Origin of the sequence: uncultured Aquimarina sp., from assembly GCF_947492965.1 — a bacterium.
GTDB lineage: Bacteria > Bacteroidota > Bacteroidia > Flavobacteriales > Flavobacteriaceae > Aquimarina.
On sequence record NZ_CANLOZ010000012.1, the window covers coordinates 103,707 to 119,226 of the forward strand.

The following is a 15,520-nucleotide window of genomic DNA, read 5'->3' on the forward strand; positions in this document are numbered from 1 at the left end:
GAGGGAAAATACCTCTTTTATTTCCTTGATTGACCTGTTCTGCCAAAACTTTAAAATTTAAGATAGGTTATATTATGGGTAAACAAATTTTGGAAGTGTTGATTATTGATAGTAATCAAATATTAGTTGAGGGATATAAAAGTATTCTAGCTAATTCCTCTAAATCGTCTTATTCTTTCTCCATTCAGGTTATTGAAGAAATAAATGATAGCTGGTTTAAAAAAGCTTCAAATATGAATCGTTGGGATGTTGTTTTGATAGAATTTAATCTTACTAGCAAAATTACGATAGCCAATAGTTTGATCGAAAATTTTCTCCTTAAAATTAAAAAAATCTCGCATCGAACTAAGGTTTTAATTGTAACTAAAACTACCGACCGATATAAAATCTACAATTATATTAAGAAGATAAATCCCGAAGGTTTTTTATTAAAATCAGAAGTAGATCCAGATATTCTTTTTCAAGCAATACATAATATCATAAATGGTAATAAATACTATAGTTCTTCTATCATACAAATTTTACAACTTCAGTTACAGTTACACCTTGATATAGACGATATAGACCGTAGTATTCTTCATAACCTATCCAAAGGTGTTAAAACAAAAGATCTGGTAAAGATAGTTCCATTATCTCTGGCTGGAATCGAAAAACGAAAGAGAAGATTAAGAGATTTACTTAAGGTGGAAGCGAAAAATCAAAAACTATTAATTGAAAAAGCCTCAGATTTAGGAATCATATAGGAGTTGCTAACCTTCCTTTTTTTATCGCAGAACCTTACTTTTTGTAAAGGAAAATGTATGCAAATTAAATATCCTCTATTGTAGCTTAGTCTAAGATTTGTGCAAATCATCTTAACTCTGATTTTTTTCAGATAATATTAACTTTTAAAACTTTTAAAATCATGAAAAACTTATTTTTCGCATTTGCATTTTTGTTTTCTACCTTTTTTATGACAACTGCTGCTACTGAGCTTAATGCCATTGAAAATGAAACTTGTGTAGAACAAACAGTTGAGGAAGAAGATATCTGTATCTTAATTATAGAAACTGATACCGAGGTTCTGATAGCAGTTTTTGAATGCTAGTTTAAATTCTTTTGACATGTTTTAAGACTACTTATAGGTATTGTAAGTAGTCTTATAGCTTTATATAAATTCCACAAACCTTCTAACCACTTAGCAGATAGGTTTGATAATTATAAAAAAATTATACAAATGAAAATCATACATAATTTAAGTTTCATTTTTATATTTTTCATAACTTCTACTATAACAAGTCAGACATACGAGGTGACCTATATAGAAAGTAAGAATATTGAAAGCAAGCTTAAAAAAATTAAAGACCCATTATTAAAAGCTAAAATTAAATCTCAACTGAAAGCTTCTGGAAAATTTGTATTGACTGCATATAATAAGCAGTCCCTTTATGAAGCTACTGAACAAATGGCTACTGCTGAGGTTCAGAATAATATCAAAGTTATTTCCATACGATCAAAGAAAAGTAAGGTATTCAAGAATTTAAAGAGTAATACGTATTTAGAAGAAACAAGTATTTTGGAAGATGAATATTTAATATCAGATGTACTTCCTGAAATTCAATGGGAATTGACAAACGATCGTAAAAAAGTGGGTGGATATAATTGTAAAAAAGCTTTAGGTCAGTTTCATGGAAGATCTATAGAGGCTTGGTATACAGTAGAAATTCCCATCTCGGATGGTCCTTACATATATCAAGGTTTACCAGGTTTAATATTAGAGTTGCATACACCATACAAATCATTTACTACCGAAAATATAGAAATTGGTAGCGCTCCTGTAAAATTTCAAAAGTTATCAATTGGAAAAAAAGTGACTCGTAATGATTTTGCCGTAGTAGAAAAGAAGAAAATTAAGGAAATGACATTACATGCTACAACGAAAATGTAAAGATTAAGTCATTTATAATACCTATGGTTATTGATTCAATAATTCCGTTACCTTATCAAAAACTAGTTGATTTTCCCAACCGCGATAGAGAAGATAATCAATTAGTTTTTTTCTTTTTTTGTAGCTATCTGTTACGGTGATGGATTCGAATTTTTTTTCTGCAATTTTATGAAATGTTTCCAGGTATTCATTTTCTGGAATTTCTTGTAGTGCTTTTTTGATGCAGTATTCAGAGATTTGCCTGAACTTTAATTCTCTAGTAATACGCTGTTTCCCCCATTTTTTGATTCTAAATTTTCCTCTGGCAAAACTCTTTGCAAATCGCTCTTCATTTAGAAAATTGTGTTCTATAAGATGAAGGATAATTTTTTCTTTTGCTTCGGGAATTAATTTCATGGTTGATAATTTCTCCGAAATATCTTTATGGCAACGATCTTGATAAGCGCAATAGTGTTCCATCTTTTTGATGGCTTCAGTAACGGTTATAGATTCAGGTGTTTTTTGATACATCGCCGTAAAAATACATAATCAAGAATTATATATTAAGTAATAACATTTTATTTGTAACCAGATCTTTTTTAGACGCTTTGTGTTTTAGTAAAAAGGTTTTGATTTTCTTCTGATAGGGTTTCCCTTCAAAACTTTGTAATAAATTTCTTCTACTTAACTTTTGAAGGTCTAATGGCAAGTGTTTTGCTTTGAAGTAATACGTGTTAAAGATATGCCAGTCAGGTAAAAATCTATTTATCTCCTTATAAATATGGATGATTCCATTACTTCCAATAAATTCACAAAATTTTCCATTAGGCAAAATACTAAAATAAAAAGGATCAATTTCTTCACTTTGTACTTCCGAAGTGATAATTTTTTTTACCTCAGTGAGATTCAATGGACCATTTGTATAATAGAGTAAAACTTCGATTTTATGAATAAGACTGAAACTATCTATTTTAGACATTCCTTCAAAATTTTTAAGTATGTCATATAGCATTTTTTGGTGTTTATTTTCCATAGAGTATAGGCAGTTAGAATTTAAATAAACAGGGAATAACAATTCCTTCTATCATGTGATAGAAGGAATTTTAGTTAAAGCAGAATGTCAGCTGCTATCTACTATCCGAAGATAGTATCTGGATCAGGGAATGTTGGTCCTGTAGATGGTCCGATAACGATAATTGGATCAGGAAAACCAGGAATCTGAGTACATCCTCCTCCATTACCATCATCCATTACTCCTGGATTATGAGTTCCACCATTGATCGTATTAATTTCTAAAGCTGTTAATGTTACCATTTTTTGATTTTTTAAATTTTTCATCGGATATGTATTTTAGTATGTAATTATTAATGGATTAAAAGTTAAATCCTGTAGTATTTGCTGTTTCGAAATCAGAAGTAGTATTTTCTGTAATTAAATCGTCAAAACGATTTATTGGATCTCCAAAAGGTACAATTTCTATTTCTGCTACTGTAGCATTAGATCCGGTTTGTAGTGAAATAGCTCCTCCGTTGTAATTTTCTAATTCTTGTGTACTTAATAAAGTAATGTTTAAATTTTCCATGATGTGCTGTTTTAATTTATTTTAATAAATGATACTGTGCAATTGCTTTTACAGTACAATAATACCAGCTTGTAGTCTCATTATTTGAGACCCTTGATTTTTTGTTTGTTTTTTTAAAGAATTTCTTCTTAGGTATTTAAAAAAATATGATAAATACAAAAGGTGAACTTTACTCACTAAGTTCACCTTTTGTTTATTGATGTTGCGCCCATACGGACTTGCCAGGTTCGACAAAATACTCAACAAATATGCCTGGCTATATTTTCTAAAAAGATAGGTTTGTCTCTACTATCCGAAGATAGAATCCCACGCGCTTTCTAATCCATCTATAATAGTTTCAGCGGCATCGGTTAATGCATCAACAGCTATTTCTACTACTTCTCCGAAATCTACAGATGATCCACTTGATCCGCCACTTCCCCATAAATAACCGTGGTTTCCGCCATCTGTTGTAGTTACTTCTTTATAATTCAATTCTACTACGCCTAAATTTTTTAAATTTTTCATTGTTATTATTTTAATTATAAGGTAAAAGTATTGTTTGCGAGCCTTATTATTTGAGCTCTTTTGATGATTGATATTGCATCCTTACGGACTTGCCAGTTTCGACAAAATACTCAACAAGATATTTCAGCTCTATTTTTCTAAAAAGATAGGTTTGTCTCTACTATCCGAAGATAGAATTCCAAGTATCTTTAATAACTTCGGTAGCTTCCGTAAATAATTCTACAGTAATTTCTATATTCATTTGTACTGATTCTGCGAAACCTATGGAAGATCCACCAGATGATTCACTATTAATTGCCCATAAGTAACCGTTATTTCCACCATCTATTGTTTCTATTTCTATGTTATTCAGTTCTACTATCCTTAAGTTTTCTAAATTTTTCATTGCTATTATTTTAATTATAAGGTAAAAGTATTGTTAACGAGTCTCAATTTTCGAGGCTGATAAAAAGATTTTTATCCTTCTCTATAACGAGTAATATCATCTATTACTTCATCGATAACTTCTTGGATCTTATCTACTACCAAATCTTCAAGGGCATCTAAAGCGTCTGTAAACCAGTTGCCTCCTTGGATTGTAATGATTTCTGTTCGGGTTAATTCTTCCATGTTACTGTTTTCTAAATTTTTCATTGATTTCTTTATTTTTAAAATTGTTTGTTTGTATGGTGGCGTATGTATGTAAGTATACCTTCTCTTCATAAAAGTGTATATTTTACTATTAGATGATTGATATAGATAATATCCCTGTGTTTAGAGGTATTCTCTTTTTGATTTGATAATCAGGGAGATATTAATGAAGCACCCAGCGCATAACGCCTAAGTATATAAAAGGAATAAAATTATTAATAGTATGCATCATATAGGATTTACCGATTCCATATTTATATGCTATATATCCTAGATACAGTCCTCCCGTAAGTCTAGGGATCAGTTTTAGATAGGTCTCTAGATCTCGAGTATCGTAATTAGTGATGTGAATAATAGCAAATATGATAGCCGATAGCACAATTAGTAATACCGTATGATTCTCTATTATAAAATGTATTTTGTGTCTTGCAGTTGTACTAATTAAGTAGATAGCTCCAAATGTTATCATACTGCATATAAGTACATAGCTTTTTGTGTCAAATTTCATGAATATACAGATAAACAGGATAATACTGATAAGTGTTGGGTAGATATAAAAATTTGATTTCGGTAACATAAATATACCTCTAAAACAGAATTCTTCAAGGATTGGAATCACAAAGACAAAACTGATAAAGGTACCTATATTAAAATAGGAAAGTTCACTTTCATCAAAAATGGGTTTATCAAAAATATAGTATTTTACTAATAAAAATGCTACATTAAAACCCATTACGATAATAAATAAGTACACAAAGTCAAAAGTTTCTTTTTTATGTGTAAGTGATAACCATCCCATATCTATTTCTCTATTGTATATATAAAACTATCCTTCACAACTGCATTCGCCGTAAGAATTCCATCCATCTACCAATCGGTCTACAAAATCATCAAAAGCATCTGCAATTCCAAGTGGATCCATATCTCCTATAAGATCATCAAATATACTACCTCCAATGATTACGTATATTTCTTCAAGTTTTAGTTCTTGCATAATAATTAGTGTTATTAATGTTATAATTTATAAACCTTCCCTACAATAGGGAAGGTTTATAACCTGTGGTTATGATCGGATTAACCAGTGATCCAGTCCCAAGCAGCAGAAGCTTGCTCGCCTACCCACTCTGCTGCATCAACTATTGCATTTCCTACGGCACAAACACCATCTACAACTGCATGAGCAACATATCCTATATCTTCTACAAGACCTCCACCGTTAATTTCGATTAATTCTTTTTCGCTTAAACCTTTGAATGAATTTAAATTTTCCATGTTTTATATATTTATTTTTTTGTTATTAATAGTTATGATTTTTTTATTCTCCTCCACAAGAACACTCTCCGTAAGAATCCCATCCATCAGCAAGTCTTTCTTTAAATCTATCCCATCCTGCGTCGATTTCTTTAAGAACATTCCAGATATCTGCAACGATACCATCACCTCCGTCGATCTGAGTAGTTTCTAATACGCTTAATTCCTGAACTCCGTAAGTTTCTAAATTTGTCATTTTATTTATTTTTATAATTAATATTTGTATGTTGTGTCAAACTCGTTTGGTGCACCTGTTTCGCTTTGACAATGTAAAAGTAGGTTTAGGGAGTCTCATTAATTGAGAGTGTCTTTTTAAAAATGTTAAAATTTGTTAATTTGATTCTTTTGTGTGAAAATCTGAAGCTATTTTCTTCTTCAATAAAGTGAATCAATTAAAGAAACTTTTTGTCTAGAAAATAAAATGAATTCCAAGCGCCACTGTTTTGCTGAGTCTGAACTCTATCTTTTACGAACATTTCCTCTTTGTTTTATATTATTTCTTTTGGATCATTTTTATTGATTTTAAAAAATTATTTAACTTTATAATTAAACCACATTGATGTTGGTATTTGCAGATATAAAATCGAAAAAATACAATGCCTTACAAGAAATTGGTGATTTCCCTATAATTGGAACAATTTTTATTTTATTATTCAGTACATTCCCTAGCTTTATTTTGCTTTTTTTCGATCTTCCTAAAGAATATGAGACTCCTATCTTTTATTATATATCTTCTCTGTGGTGTTTTATTCTTTATAGGTTAGAAATCTATATCAAGCTTTTTTTTATTCCGGCTTGGGTTCTATTTTTTATTTTGGGTATTTTAATAGGATACTCTAATTACTATGGTTAACCACAGAGTAAAGATCTATAACTGTTTTCACTAATAAGCTGAAGAACTAAAACGGTAGATACATATTCTTACTATGGGATTTGTTTTGTGACTAAAAATATGGAAGATGGTATATTATTAAACACTTGCTTATATGTACTTTGTAATTTTCATATTGCTAGCAATAAAAAAAGGAGCTGTATACATACAAACTCCCCTTTTACGAATCAAACTCAACAATTTTTAAAACCAGTCTGGTATATCTTCTTCTATAGGTATGTGATAATCCTCTGAGTATACCATTACATCTGAAATGATGGATTGCAATTCTGGATCATTTATATTTTCAAACCTATACTTCTTTTTAGTGCTATTTTCTTTTGTGTACTTTTTCATTAGTAATAAGATTAGGTTATACAATTTGTAAATATGGATAGTTAAAAGCAGGTTCTACCAAAACTCTCTGAAAGCTACCTCCACTAATTTCTAATACTTCTTCTCCTTGTAGATCTCTTGTATAGAATCCGAATCTAAAGCTTACTTGTTCTTCATACACATAACTTTGTAAACCAATATCAAATATGATAGGAGCATTCAATCGTTTCATTACTTCAAATATTCTAAATAATGAAGCCTTAGAAATGTCTAATCTTCTGGCCAGTTGTTGTGGGTTACCGGTAGCTTGCATTCGGATAAGGCGATCTAATCGTTCTATTAATTCTATTTGTCTTTCAATTTTTGTCATGATTCGAGTGTTTTTTGATTAAAATTTTATGTATACTAACAGTTGCTAGGCAACAGCTTCAATTTTATTGATATAATCTAGTGCTGGCATCTGCTGTTGCCATAGTTGATAATATTTTTCTTTACGGCCATAAAGTTCCTGATGATTTCCTTCTTCTAATACTTCACCTTTTTCTAAAACCACAATTTTATCAGCATCAATAACTGTACTCAGTCGATGCGCAATCACAATAATTGTTTTGTTTTCTGCACGTAAGTTTTGTATAGTTTTTTGGATGTAATTTTCTGAGGCGCTATCCAGAGAAGAAGTAGCTTCGTCCAATACCAGTATTTCAGGTTTTTTGTATAAGGCTCTGGCAATAGCAATACGTTGTTTTTGTCCACCAGATAATGACGCACCATTTTCGCCTAAATAAGTATTAAATCCATTGGGTAGTGCTTCGATAAACTCCAGAATCCCTATATCTTTGCAGATAGTAATGATCTCATCCATATTAGGATTGTATTCTCCTATAGCAATATTTTCGATAACATTACCAGCAAATAGATCTATTTTTTGTGGTACTACACTAACAATGTTTCTAAGACTATCGTTAGTAATATATCTTAGATCTTTATCTCCAATACTAATAATACCATTGCGAATCGGATAGATGTTTTGTAATAATGACATTAATGTAGATTTTCCAGATCCACTCTCACCCACAATTGCGGTCAATTCTCCTTGACGAATAGTAAGATTAAACTTTTTGAAAACTTCTTTTCTACTTCCATATCTAAAGGCAACATCGGTAAAAGAAATATCACCCACCGATTCTTTACGAAGTGCCATTTTATTTTCAGATTCTTCACGCTCTAGATCCATGATTTCAAAAAGACGATCGGCAGCAATCAATGCATTCTGTATCTGTTTATTTGCGCCTACCAAGCTAGCAACAGGTCCTGTAAAATATCCAACAATTGCGTAAAAAGACATTAATTCTCCAGCTGTAATCTCCCTATCGATAACAAAGAAAGAACCAGACCATAATAGGATAATGACGAATAATTGTGCTACAATACCAGTAGAAGTTCCTGAGAATACAGAGTTAAGAGCAGATTTATATCCACTTTGTAACAAGCTCACAAATCGAGTTTCTGTTTTGATATTGGCAAAGTCTTCTAATCCAAATCGTTTGATGGTGCCTACAGAGTTTAAGGATTCTACTAACTGACTTTGTAGGTCAGCACCTTTTTCCATCACTTTACGTTCTGCTTTTTTATTTAGCTTGTTCATGATGAAATAGATACCTGCATACAAAGGAATCACGCAAAGCATAATTAATGCAAGTTTCCAGTAATAGAAGAACATCAACCCAAAAGAGAAGAATAAGATCATTACATTTACAGTAAGTGATAATGCTACGCCATTGATAAAGCTTCTGATTTTTACAGCATCTCCAATTCTGGATGTAATTTCACCTACTCTCATGGTGTCAAAAAACTGTTGAGGTAGTTTTAATAAGTGTTTGTAATATCCTAATATTAATCGGGTATCGATTTGCTGACCCGTTTTGATCAAAAACACATCTTTATAAACCCCAATCACAAACTTTAGAGCTAATAATCCAATCATAATCACTCCAAGTAAGTTCAGTAGTTTCGTATTTCCACCGACCAATACATAATCCGTGATTTTCTGAATAAAAATAGAAGTAGAAAATCCTAGTAAGGTATATACAATGGCTCCAACTAGTGCTTGTAATACAACCAAACGATGTGGTTTTAATAGGAACCAAAAGCGTTTATAGGAAGAGATTTTTTCATTTCCTTGTTCGAAACTTTCATTTGGCGCTAGTAATACCAATACTCCAGTCCATTCTTTCTTAAACTCTTCGTATGATTTTTTATGCATTTTACCATCGCCAGGATCCATAATTGTAATGTGATTTTTGGTCACCTCATAGATGACTACAAAATGTTGTAGTTTCCCTCTCACGATCACATGGGCAATTGATGGTTTTGGAATTTTGGATAAGCTATCAAAATCTCCACGAACACCTTTAGCTGTAAAACCAATTTTTTGTGCAGCTTCCATCAATCCTAAGATATTGGTGCCTTTTTTATCGGTGCTGGCATATTGACGTATCCTAGCAATAGGTAGTTTTAATTTATAATGCGCAGAAATAGATGCCAAGCAGGCAGCACCACAGTCTGTAATGTCATGTTGTTTTATTTTTATTTTAGCCATGATACGTTTTTTATGGTTGAACTTGAGCAATAGTTGGAGTTGATGGATTTAACCAGTCATCTACTTTGTCATACAATAGATCAAAAAGGGTGCGTTCTGTTAACTGAAATCGAGCACTAAGTGTCATCCCTTTATTAAAATTTCCTTTAAAGCCGTTTTTTAACTCCAGATGTGTTTGATCAATAGCACAACGAACTTTAAAAACAGGTTCGTTATTTACGACGTCTACATCTTTACTAATATCTAGGATTTTTCCTGTCGCTAATCCCCATTGGTTATAGTTAAAGGCATCGACCTGAAAGCTTACTTTTTTCTCTTTGCTTACCAATCCTATATCAGAAGGAGATAAATAGCATTCTACAATGAGTCCAGTATCTGGTGATATTTCGGCTATTGGAGATCCGCTAATGATCATGCTTCCTGGTTCTATTCCTTTTACACTTTTTAGAATCCCATCTATCGGAGCAGTAATAATGTAATCTTTTTGATTTTGCTGTATCTGGGATACATTGCTTTGCAGCTCTCGTAATGCTACAGAGTAATCAGTTAGCTGGGTTTGCCAAGTGTTTTTTTGCTGTTTTCTGAATTGATGTAATGTGTTTATAGATAATTGATGCTCGAATTCGCTGTTTTCGAATTCTATTTTGGCAATCACTCCTTTTCCGTACAGTTTTTGATCTCTTTCGAAATCTATCAGTGTTTTGTCGAATCGGGTTTGTAGCTCTCCAATTTTTTGTGTGTAGTATAAAAATTCTTTTTGATAACGAGCTGATACCAGTTTCTCAAAACGTGGATGCGTAGCATTGATTAGATATTTGCAATCTGTAATGAATTGTTGCGTTTCTGAGATTTTGGAGGAAGAAAGTTCTATTTTTTCATCGAGAATTTCTTTATTGGTCATGAGAAGTGTATCTCCTTTTCGAACTTGCTGATTGTCTAGTAAATCTGCAAAAACTACCTTTCCTGATTGCAAAGGAGTAATGGTAATTCTTTCTTTACTGGGTTTTAGCATACCACGAGCCGTGGTATAAATGTCTACTTTTATAAAAGGTAAAAGGATAAACGCAATACAAATAGCAATTAGAATGATACCGTAAATCACTTTACTGCTATTGCGATGTTTAAACTGATGTACCTCTACAGTATTTTCGATAATCTCTTTTGGAAATAATTGTTTCATAAGATCCGTTTTTTGTGAGTTAAAAAATGAAATGATATATCGATATCATGACGTCTGCTAGATGAGTGATAATTTTTATGAGTACAGTAACCATCTGGTGTAAATTATTGATGGTTCAAATATAGTTTGGGTAATGACCTTATTACAAGGAGACTACATCGGGATTCTGGGAAATCAGACTCTGTATTCGCGGAATTCAGACATTGTTTTTTGGCGATAAAAAGCTGGTAGATTGCGACTTAAAAAAATAAGGATATCATTTTTTTAAAAAATGAAAGTGGTATATTTGCACCCTATTATTTAGGTAGACTATAGCCCCAAAGACACCGAAATTCCACCACTATTACAATGATTATTTTGTAGTATGGTTTATATAGATAAGGCATACTTATTGTGAATGGCTATGTATTAAAAATTTAATATTAGGTAGGTACATACCATGTATGAAATGATAAAACGTTACACCAATTACATTGCAGTTTGCATTATTTTCTTTTTACTCCACCAACTTTCTGCACAGCAAAATCAAGTTGCAGACTCTTTAGATGTAAAGAGTTATGAGCAACAGTTGATACAACTTCCTGTACCAGATTCTATTAGTAAAAAAAACTATTCATTTCGTGATTTATATGGACTTTATTATAGGTCCTTTGCTAAAAAAAAGGAAATCGCGGCATTATATGCTAATACTTATATTAAAAAAGCTAAGAGTAACAAGGATAGTATTAATCTAGCCTACGGGTATTATAATTTAGCTTATTTACTTAGAAGTAGTCTTGCAAACAACTATATGGATAGTATTATTTCAATCACGAAGGACAGAGATGGTAAAACATTCCCCAGTTCTGCTTATTTTAGTAAAGGTTCTTTTTTCTACAAAAAAAGAGCTTTTAAGAAAGCCTTAGATAATTATATTCTTGCAAATGAATATGCTCGTAAAAATTACAACCCGGATTTGATTTTTAAAATCAATCATGACATTGGGTTATTAAAAGATCGCATAGGAGAATATGAAGAGGCATTAAAATTACATAAAGAGAATTACGATTATTTAAAGAATAATAATGGCAAAGAAACTAGAAATAGGGAATATTTAAATAATCTATTTTCTATAACTACTTCTTTTTATCGATTACGGGAATTGGATTCGGCTACTTATTATAATAATATAGGTATTAATGAGGCATTAATATCTAAAAATGAAGAGCTACATAATTATTTTTTGATTAATAAAGGAATTATAAATTATTTTAAAGATAATAATGAGGAAGCAATCGAAAATATTGCAAAATCAGTTGCTTATTTTGAAAAGACCAATAATAAGCCTAATCTAGCCGTTGGCTATTACTATCTAGGAAAGATTAATTATAAGGCAGAAAATAAGGAAAAAGGAGTTCTTTATTTTAAAAAATTAGATACCATTTTTCAACAACAAAAGGATATTTTACCCGAAACTCGAGATGGTTATGAAGTGTTAATTGATCACTACAAAAGTAATGATAACCCAAAACAGCAATTAGTTTATATAGAAAAACTAATAAAGGTCGATAGTGTATTGAATAGTAATTATAGGTATTTACAGAAGAAGATCACTCAAAACTATGATACTCCATTATTAATTCAGGAAAAAGATAAAATCATTGGTTCTTTGGAAAACGAACAAGTAATGTCTCGGTTTGGAATCATAGGGCTAACCATTATTAGTATCATAACAGGGGTGTTTTTATTTCTTAATTATACTAAAAAGAAGAAATATCAAAAAAGATTTGAAAGTCTTCTTACTAAAAAAGAAGTTCCAAAAGAAACATCTATGGTAAAAGAGTCTAAGAAAAAAGAGGCTGAGGATATTGGGATTTCAGAAACCATTGTACAACATATTTTGGCTTCTTTAGATGATTTTGAGGGCAAAAAAGAATATTTGACTCCAAATATTACCACAGCTGGATTAGCAAAACAATTTGATACCAATGCAAAGTATCTTTCTAAAGTGATTAATTTTTATAAGCAAAAAAGTTTTATTACCTATATCAATGACTTAAGAGTAGACTATGTAGTAGAAAAATTACAGACCGATCAGAAATTAAGAAATTATACGATTAAGGCAATTGCACGAGAGATCGGTTTCAATACAACCGAAGCTTTTTCGAAATCTTTCCTTAAAAAAACAGGAATTTATCCGTCTTACTTTATAAAACAGCTAGAAAAGAAGAAAGTTTAGGTAAAAACATAAAAAACTTGTTTTCAGTGATTTAAAGGTCGGAATTCCTGAATACAGAGATCTACCGTAGAATAATTGGTATAATTACAAGCAGATTTGATTAGTTTTGACCCAGACAAATAAATACTCACAAAAACTTTTACTCTAAGATGAAAAAGAAAAAAATCGAAAAAAAATTAAATCTGAATAAATTAAAAATTGCACAATTAAGTAGACCAGATTTAGTTCAAGGAGGATCTCTAAATGCACAAGTTTTTTTAGATGATGATGGGTCGGATGGTCAAGGATCTGCACAACCAACACCACCACCACCACCGCCACCATGTACGTTAACATCCTTGTTTCCAGTGGATCAATTAGGATAAGATATTCATTAAACAGCCTTATAGTGATAAAACTATAAGGTTGTTCTTTTAGTAATTCAATATGTTGTATTGTAAGTTGCAGAAGCTTAGTTTATTTATTATTTGCTATGCTTGTATATTTCAGATGTTTGGTCAAAGTAAATATGATCAAGAAATTGACGCTAATTGGTTTCAGTTAGATTTGATAAATGATTCTATCCCAGGAATTAGTTTAATAAAAGCTTATGACGAAATTCTTAAAGAAGAAATAAAAGAAAGCATTGTTGTAGCGGTGATAGATATGTCTACTGATATAAATCATGAAGATTTAAAAGATCAGATATGGACTAACATAGATGAAATACCTGATAACAATATAGATGATGATAAAAATGGATATATAGATGATATCCATGGCTGGAATTTCTTAGGAAATGCAAAAGGTGAGAACGTACTTTTTGCTAATTATGAGTATACCCGAATCATTAGAAAATACGATAGTGTTTTTAAGGATAAAGGAATTAATGATATTTCCAACGATGTGAAGGATGATTTTTTACAATATCGTAGAGCTAAAAAGAAGTATGAAGAGCGATTAACATATGCTAAAAATGATAAAGCTTATATCGATTACTATGACACAGGGTATATAGCTGCCTCCAAAGCATTGAAAAATTATTTTCCCAAGAAAAAGTACACTAAGAAGAAGTTAGATAGTCTGAAAAATCGTTATAAAGATGATAAGTTTTTAAATGTACATTTAGATTATATGTTGGTGTATGTGCAATATAAGTTGACGCCAAAGTGGATACAAGATTATAAGCAAAAAGCTTATGAACGATTAGGCAAGCTTTTAAATTTAGATTACGATGAGCGTTTGACGGTTATTGGAGACAATCCACAGGATATTACTAATATTGGATACGGGAATAATCAAGTTGATAATAATCTCAAGTTATCAATGCATGGTACTAAAATGGCAGGGGTTATTGCTGCGACTAGAGATAATGGAAAGGGTATTGATGGTATTCTTAATAATGTTGAAATTATTCCATTATTAATTTCTCCATTTGGGAACGAGCATGATAAAGATATGGCACTTGCTATACGTTATGCTGTAGATAATGGAGCAAAAGTGATTAATATAAGTTCTAGTAAAGAATTTTCATTGTATCGTAAATGGGTTTTAGATGCTATAAAATATGCTGAAAAAAAGGATGTTTTAATTGTAACTTCTGCAGGTAATAATGGTTATGATTTGGAAGATCCTTCATTGTTCAATTATCCAGAGGATTCCGATAATGGTAATAACGAGATTGTTTCTAATTTTATTAAAGTAGGAGCTTCTTCTTATCATTTAAATAAAGGCATTTTAAATTCTGTTAGTAACTATGGGAAAACTCAAGTAGATCTATTCGCTCCTAGTGAGAAAACGTTAACACTTGTGCCTTATGATGGATACGAAAGAGAAGGTGGTACATCAATATCCTGTGCGATAGTTTCGGGAGTAGCGGCTTTGATACGATCTTATTATCCGGGATTATCCGCTGGTCAGGTAAAAGAAATTCTTATGAAATCTGGAACCTCTTATGACATAGAGGTAGAAGTGGAACAAAGCGATAAAACCAAAAAAATGATACCTTTTTCAGAGCTTTCTAAATCTGGAAAAATAGTAAACGCATATAATGCTTTACAAATGGCAAAACAGTTTTCTTTAGAATAACTGGATACTTGTTTTTTGAAAGGTAAGTTCGAAAGATTATGTATTATTATTTTTAGTTTGAGAGAACAAGAACATAAAGTCTAAAAGCTATATAATAAAAGACTAGTTACAAGTATGTGTAACTAGCCTTTATCTATTTTAACCGCACAGATTGCAAATCTACGCTATCATATTCGAGCCATATCTGGTTATTTACTATTTCTTAACAAGCGATGACGGCACTCGAAAGGATTCGAGCGCTAGCCCTTAGTTTAGCATTGTTATTCACATAGAGTTATCTTAACGAAGTTAATAATGCTGTAAGTGATTGATT

21 protein-coding genes are annotated in these 15,520 nt (G+C 31.2%); 6 read left to right on the forward strand and 15 right to left on the reverse strand.

Annotated features, from left to right (window positions below; all coding sequences use genetic code 11):
* Positions 1-74: 74 nt before the first annotated feature.
* The 3 genes from Q1B37_RS21910 to Q1B37_RS21920 all read left to right on the forward strand — a co-directional run bounded on the left by Q1B37_RS21910 (position 75) and on the right by Q1B37_RS21920 (position 1,927).
* A complete protein-coding gene (locus tag Q1B37_RS21910; protein WP_299902555.1) occupies positions 75-743 on the forward strand; it encodes a hypothetical protein in 669 nt (222 codons plus the stop codon).
* Between the two features lie 161 nt (positions 744-904).
* Positions 905-1,087, forward strand: a complete 183-nt coding sequence (locus tag Q1B37_RS21915) for a hypothetical protein (RefSeq protein WP_299902558.1) — start codon at positions 905-907, stop codon at positions 1,085-1,087.
* A gap of 129 nt (positions 1,088-1,216) precedes the next feature.
* A complete protein-coding gene (locus Q1B37_RS21920) occupies positions 1,217-1,927 on the forward strand; it encodes a GLPGLI family protein (RefSeq protein WP_299902561.1) in 711 nt (236 codons plus the stop codon).
* 27 nt (positions 1,928-1,954) lie between these two features.
* Here Q1B37_RS21920 and Q1B37_RS21925 read toward each other — a convergent pair whose 3' ends face one another.
* The 15 genes from Q1B37_RS21925 to Q1B37_RS21995 form a co-directional block, all read right to left on the reverse strand.
* Complete coding sequence (locus Q1B37_RS21925; protein WP_299902564.1) at positions 1,955-2,386, reverse strand: regulatory protein RecX; 432 nt, start codon at positions 2,384-2,386, stop codon at positions 1,955-1,957.
* A 76-nt stretch (positions 2,387-2,462) separates the two neighbouring features.
* Positions 2,463-2,939: a hypothetical protein gene (locus tag Q1B37_RS21930; protein ID WP_299902567.1), complete on the reverse strand. Its 477-nt coding sequence runs from the start codon at positions 2,937-2,939 to the stop codon at positions 2,463-2,465.
* Positions 2,940-3,040: 101 nt separating this feature from the next.
* The gene (locus Q1B37_RS21935) at positions 3,041-3,244 is read right to left on the reverse strand and encodes a hypothetical protein (protein ID WP_299604967.1); all 204 of its coding nucleotides are present in this window, start codon (positions 3,242-3,244) and stop codon (positions 3,041-3,043) included.
* 34 nt (positions 3,245-3,278) lie between these two features.
* On the reverse strand, positions 3,279-3,488 hold the full coding sequence (locus Q1B37_RS21940; RefSeq protein ID WP_299604968.1) for a hypothetical protein: 210 nt from the start codon (positions 3,486-3,488) through the stop codon (positions 3,279-3,281).
* 288 nt (positions 3,489-3,776) lie between these two features.
* Entirely contained in the window at positions 3,777-3,995 is a 219-nt protein-coding gene (locus Q1B37_RS21945) for a hypothetical protein (protein ID WP_299604969.1), read from the reverse strand.
* 160 nt (positions 3,996-4,155) lie between these two features.
* A complete protein-coding gene (locus Q1B37_RS21950) occupies positions 4,156-4,380 on the reverse strand; it encodes a hypothetical protein (protein ID WP_299604970.1) in 225 nt (74 codons plus the stop codon).
* A 71-nt stretch (positions 4,381-4,451) separates the two neighbouring features.
* Complete coding sequence (locus tag Q1B37_RS21955; protein WP_299604971.1) at positions 4,452-4,628, reverse strand: hypothetical protein; 177 nt, start codon at positions 4,626-4,628, stop codon at positions 4,452-4,454.
* 160 nt (positions 4,629-4,788) lie between these two features.
* The gene (locus Q1B37_RS24255) at positions 4,789-5,133 is read right to left on the reverse strand and encodes a CPBP family glutamic-type intramembrane protease (protein WP_366944337.1); all 345 of its coding nucleotides are present in this window, start codon (positions 5,131-5,133) and stop codon (positions 4,789-4,791) included.
* Between the two features lie 318 nt (positions 5,134-5,451).
* On the reverse strand, positions 5,452-5,619 hold the full coding sequence (locus Q1B37_RS21965; protein ID WP_299604972.1) for a hypothetical protein: 168 nt from the start codon (positions 5,617-5,619) through the stop codon (positions 5,452-5,454).
* Positions 5,620-5,699: 80 nt separating this feature from the next.
* The gene (locus tag Q1B37_RS21970) at positions 5,700-5,897 is read right to left on the reverse strand and encodes a bacteriocin (protein WP_299902570.1); all 198 of its coding nucleotides are present in this window, start codon (positions 5,895-5,897) and stop codon (positions 5,700-5,702) included.
* 43 nt (positions 5,898-5,940) lie between these two features.
* Positions 5,941-6,132, reverse strand: a complete 192-nt coding sequence (locus Q1B37_RS21975; RefSeq protein WP_299902573.1) for a hypothetical protein — start codon at positions 6,130-6,132, stop codon at positions 5,941-5,943.
* Positions 6,133-7,011: 879 nt separating this feature from the next.
* Positions 7,012-7,164 (reverse strand): hypothetical protein, encoded by a 153-nt coding sequence (locus Q1B37_RS21980; protein ID WP_299902577.1) that lies wholly within the window; start codon positions 7,162-7,164, stop codon positions 7,012-7,014.
* Positions 7,165-7,180: 16 nt separating this feature from the next.
* Positions 7,181-7,513 carry a hypothetical protein gene (locus Q1B37_RS21985; protein WP_299604976.1) on the reverse strand — a complete coding sequence of 111 codons (333 nt, stop codon included), beginning with the start codon at positions 7,511-7,513 and terminating at the stop codon, positions 7,181-7,183.
* Between the two features lie 45 nt (positions 7,514-7,558).
* Positions 7,559-9,742: a peptidase domain-containing ABC transporter gene (locus Q1B37_RS21990; RefSeq protein ID WP_299604977.1), complete on the reverse strand. Its 2,184-nt coding sequence runs from the start codon at positions 9,740-9,742 to the stop codon at positions 7,559-7,561.
* Between the two features lie 10 nt (positions 9,743-9,752).
* Positions 9,753-10,922 (reverse strand): HlyD family efflux transporter periplasmic adaptor subunit, encoded by a 1,170-nt coding sequence (locus Q1B37_RS21995; protein WP_299902579.1) that lies wholly within the window; start codon positions 10,920-10,922, stop codon positions 9,753-9,755.
* A gap of 448 nt (positions 10,923-11,370) precedes the next feature.
* On the opposite strand from Q1B37_RS21995, the gene Q1B37_RS22000 reads away from it, so the two are divergent.
* The 3 genes from Q1B37_RS22000 to Q1B37_RS22010 all read left to right on the forward strand — a co-directional run bounded on the left by Q1B37_RS22000 (position 11,371) and on the right by Q1B37_RS22010 (position 15,207).
* The gene (locus Q1B37_RS22000) at positions 11,371-13,140 is read left to right on the forward strand and encodes a helix-turn-helix domain-containing protein (protein WP_299902582.1); all 1,770 of its coding nucleotides are present in this window, start codon (positions 11,371-11,373) and stop codon (positions 13,138-13,140) included.
* A gap of 149 nt (positions 13,141-13,289) precedes the next feature.
* Entirely contained in the window at positions 13,290-13,505 is a 216-nt protein-coding gene (locus Q1B37_RS22005; RefSeq protein WP_299902585.1) for a class I lanthipeptide, read from the forward strand.
* 76 nt (positions 13,506-13,581) lie between these two features.
* Complete coding sequence (locus Q1B37_RS22010; protein ID WP_299902588.1) at positions 13,582-15,207, forward strand: S8 family serine peptidase; 1,626 nt, start codon at positions 13,582-13,584, stop codon at positions 15,205-15,207.
* Positions 15,208-15,520 lie beyond the last annotated feature (313 nt).

Coding starts and splice junctions, on each gene's coding strand:
- Q1B37_RS21915 (WP_299902558.1), top strand. CDS start 905: ATGAAAAACTTATTTTTCGCATTTGCATTTTTGTTTTCTACCTTTTTT.
- Q1B37_RS21965 (WP_299604972.1), bottom strand. CDS start 5,619: ATGCAAGAACTAAAACTTGAAGAAATATACGTAATCATTGGAGGTAGT.
- Q1B37_RS21995 (WP_299902579.1), bottom strand. CDS start 10,922: ATGAAACAATTATTTCCAAAAGAGATTATCGAAAATACTGTAGAGGTA.
- Q1B37_RS21970 (WP_299902570.1), bottom strand. CDS start 5,897: ATGGAAAATTTAAATTCATTCAAAGGTTTAAGCGAAAAAGAATTAATC.
- Q1B37_RS21950 (WP_299604970.1), bottom strand. CDS start 4,380: ATGAAAAATTTAGAAAACTTAAGGATAGTAGAACTGAATAACATAGAA.
- Q1B37_RS21980 (WP_299902577.1), bottom strand. CDS start 7,164: ATGAAAAAGTACACAAAAGAAAATAGCACTAAAAAGAAGTATAGGTTT.
- Q1B37_RS21975 (WP_299902573.1), bottom strand. CDS start 6,132: ATGACAAATTTAGAAACTTACGGAGTTCAGGAATTAAGCGTATTAGAA.
- Q1B37_RS22000 (WP_299902582.1), top strand. CDS start 11,371: ATGATAAAACGTTACACCAATTACATTGCAGTTTGCATTATTTTCTTT.
- Q1B37_RS21935 (WP_299604967.1), bottom strand. CDS start 3,244: ATGAAAAATTTAAAAAATCAAAAAATGGTAACATTAACAGCTTTAGAA.
- Q1B37_RS21940 (WP_299604968.1), bottom strand. CDS start 3,488: ATGGAAAATTTAAACATTACTTTATTAAGTACACAAGAATTAGAAAAT.
- Q1B37_RS21990 (WP_299604977.1), bottom strand. CDS start 9,742: ATGGCTAAAATAAAAATAAAACAACATGACATTACAGACTGTGGTGCT.
- Q1B37_RS21925 (WP_299902564.1), bottom strand. CDS start 2,386: ATGGAACACTATTGCGCTTATCAAGATCGTTGCCATAAAGATATTTCG.
- Q1B37_RS24255 (WP_366944337.1), bottom strand. CDS start 5,133: ATGAAATTTGACACAAAAAGCTATGTACTTATATGCAGTATGATAACA.
- Q1B37_RS21985 (WP_299604976.1), bottom strand. CDS start 7,513: ATGACAAAAATTGAAAGACAAATAGAATTAATAGAACGATTAGATCGC.
- Q1B37_RS21955 (WP_299604971.1), bottom strand. CDS start 4,628: ATGAAAAATTTAGAAAACAGTAACATGGAAGAATTAACCCGAACAGAA.
- Q1B37_RS21945 (WP_299604969.1), bottom strand. CDS start 3,995: ATGAAAAATTTAAAAAATTTAGGCGTAGTAGAATTGAATTATAAAGAA.
- Q1B37_RS21930 (WP_299902567.1), bottom strand. CDS start 2,939: ATGGAAAATAAACACCAAAAAATGCTATATGACATACTTAAAAATTTT.
- Q1B37_RS21910 (WP_299902555.1), top strand. CDS start 75: ATGGGTAAACAAATTTTGGAAGTGTTGATTATTGATAGTAATCAAATA.
- Q1B37_RS22005 (WP_299902585.1), top strand. CDS start 13,290: ATGAAAAAGAAAAAAATCGAAAAAAAATTAAATCTGAATAAATTAAAA.
- Q1B37_RS21920 (WP_299902561.1), top strand. CDS start 1,217: ATGAAAATCATACATAATTTAAGTTTCATTTTTATATTTTTCATAACT.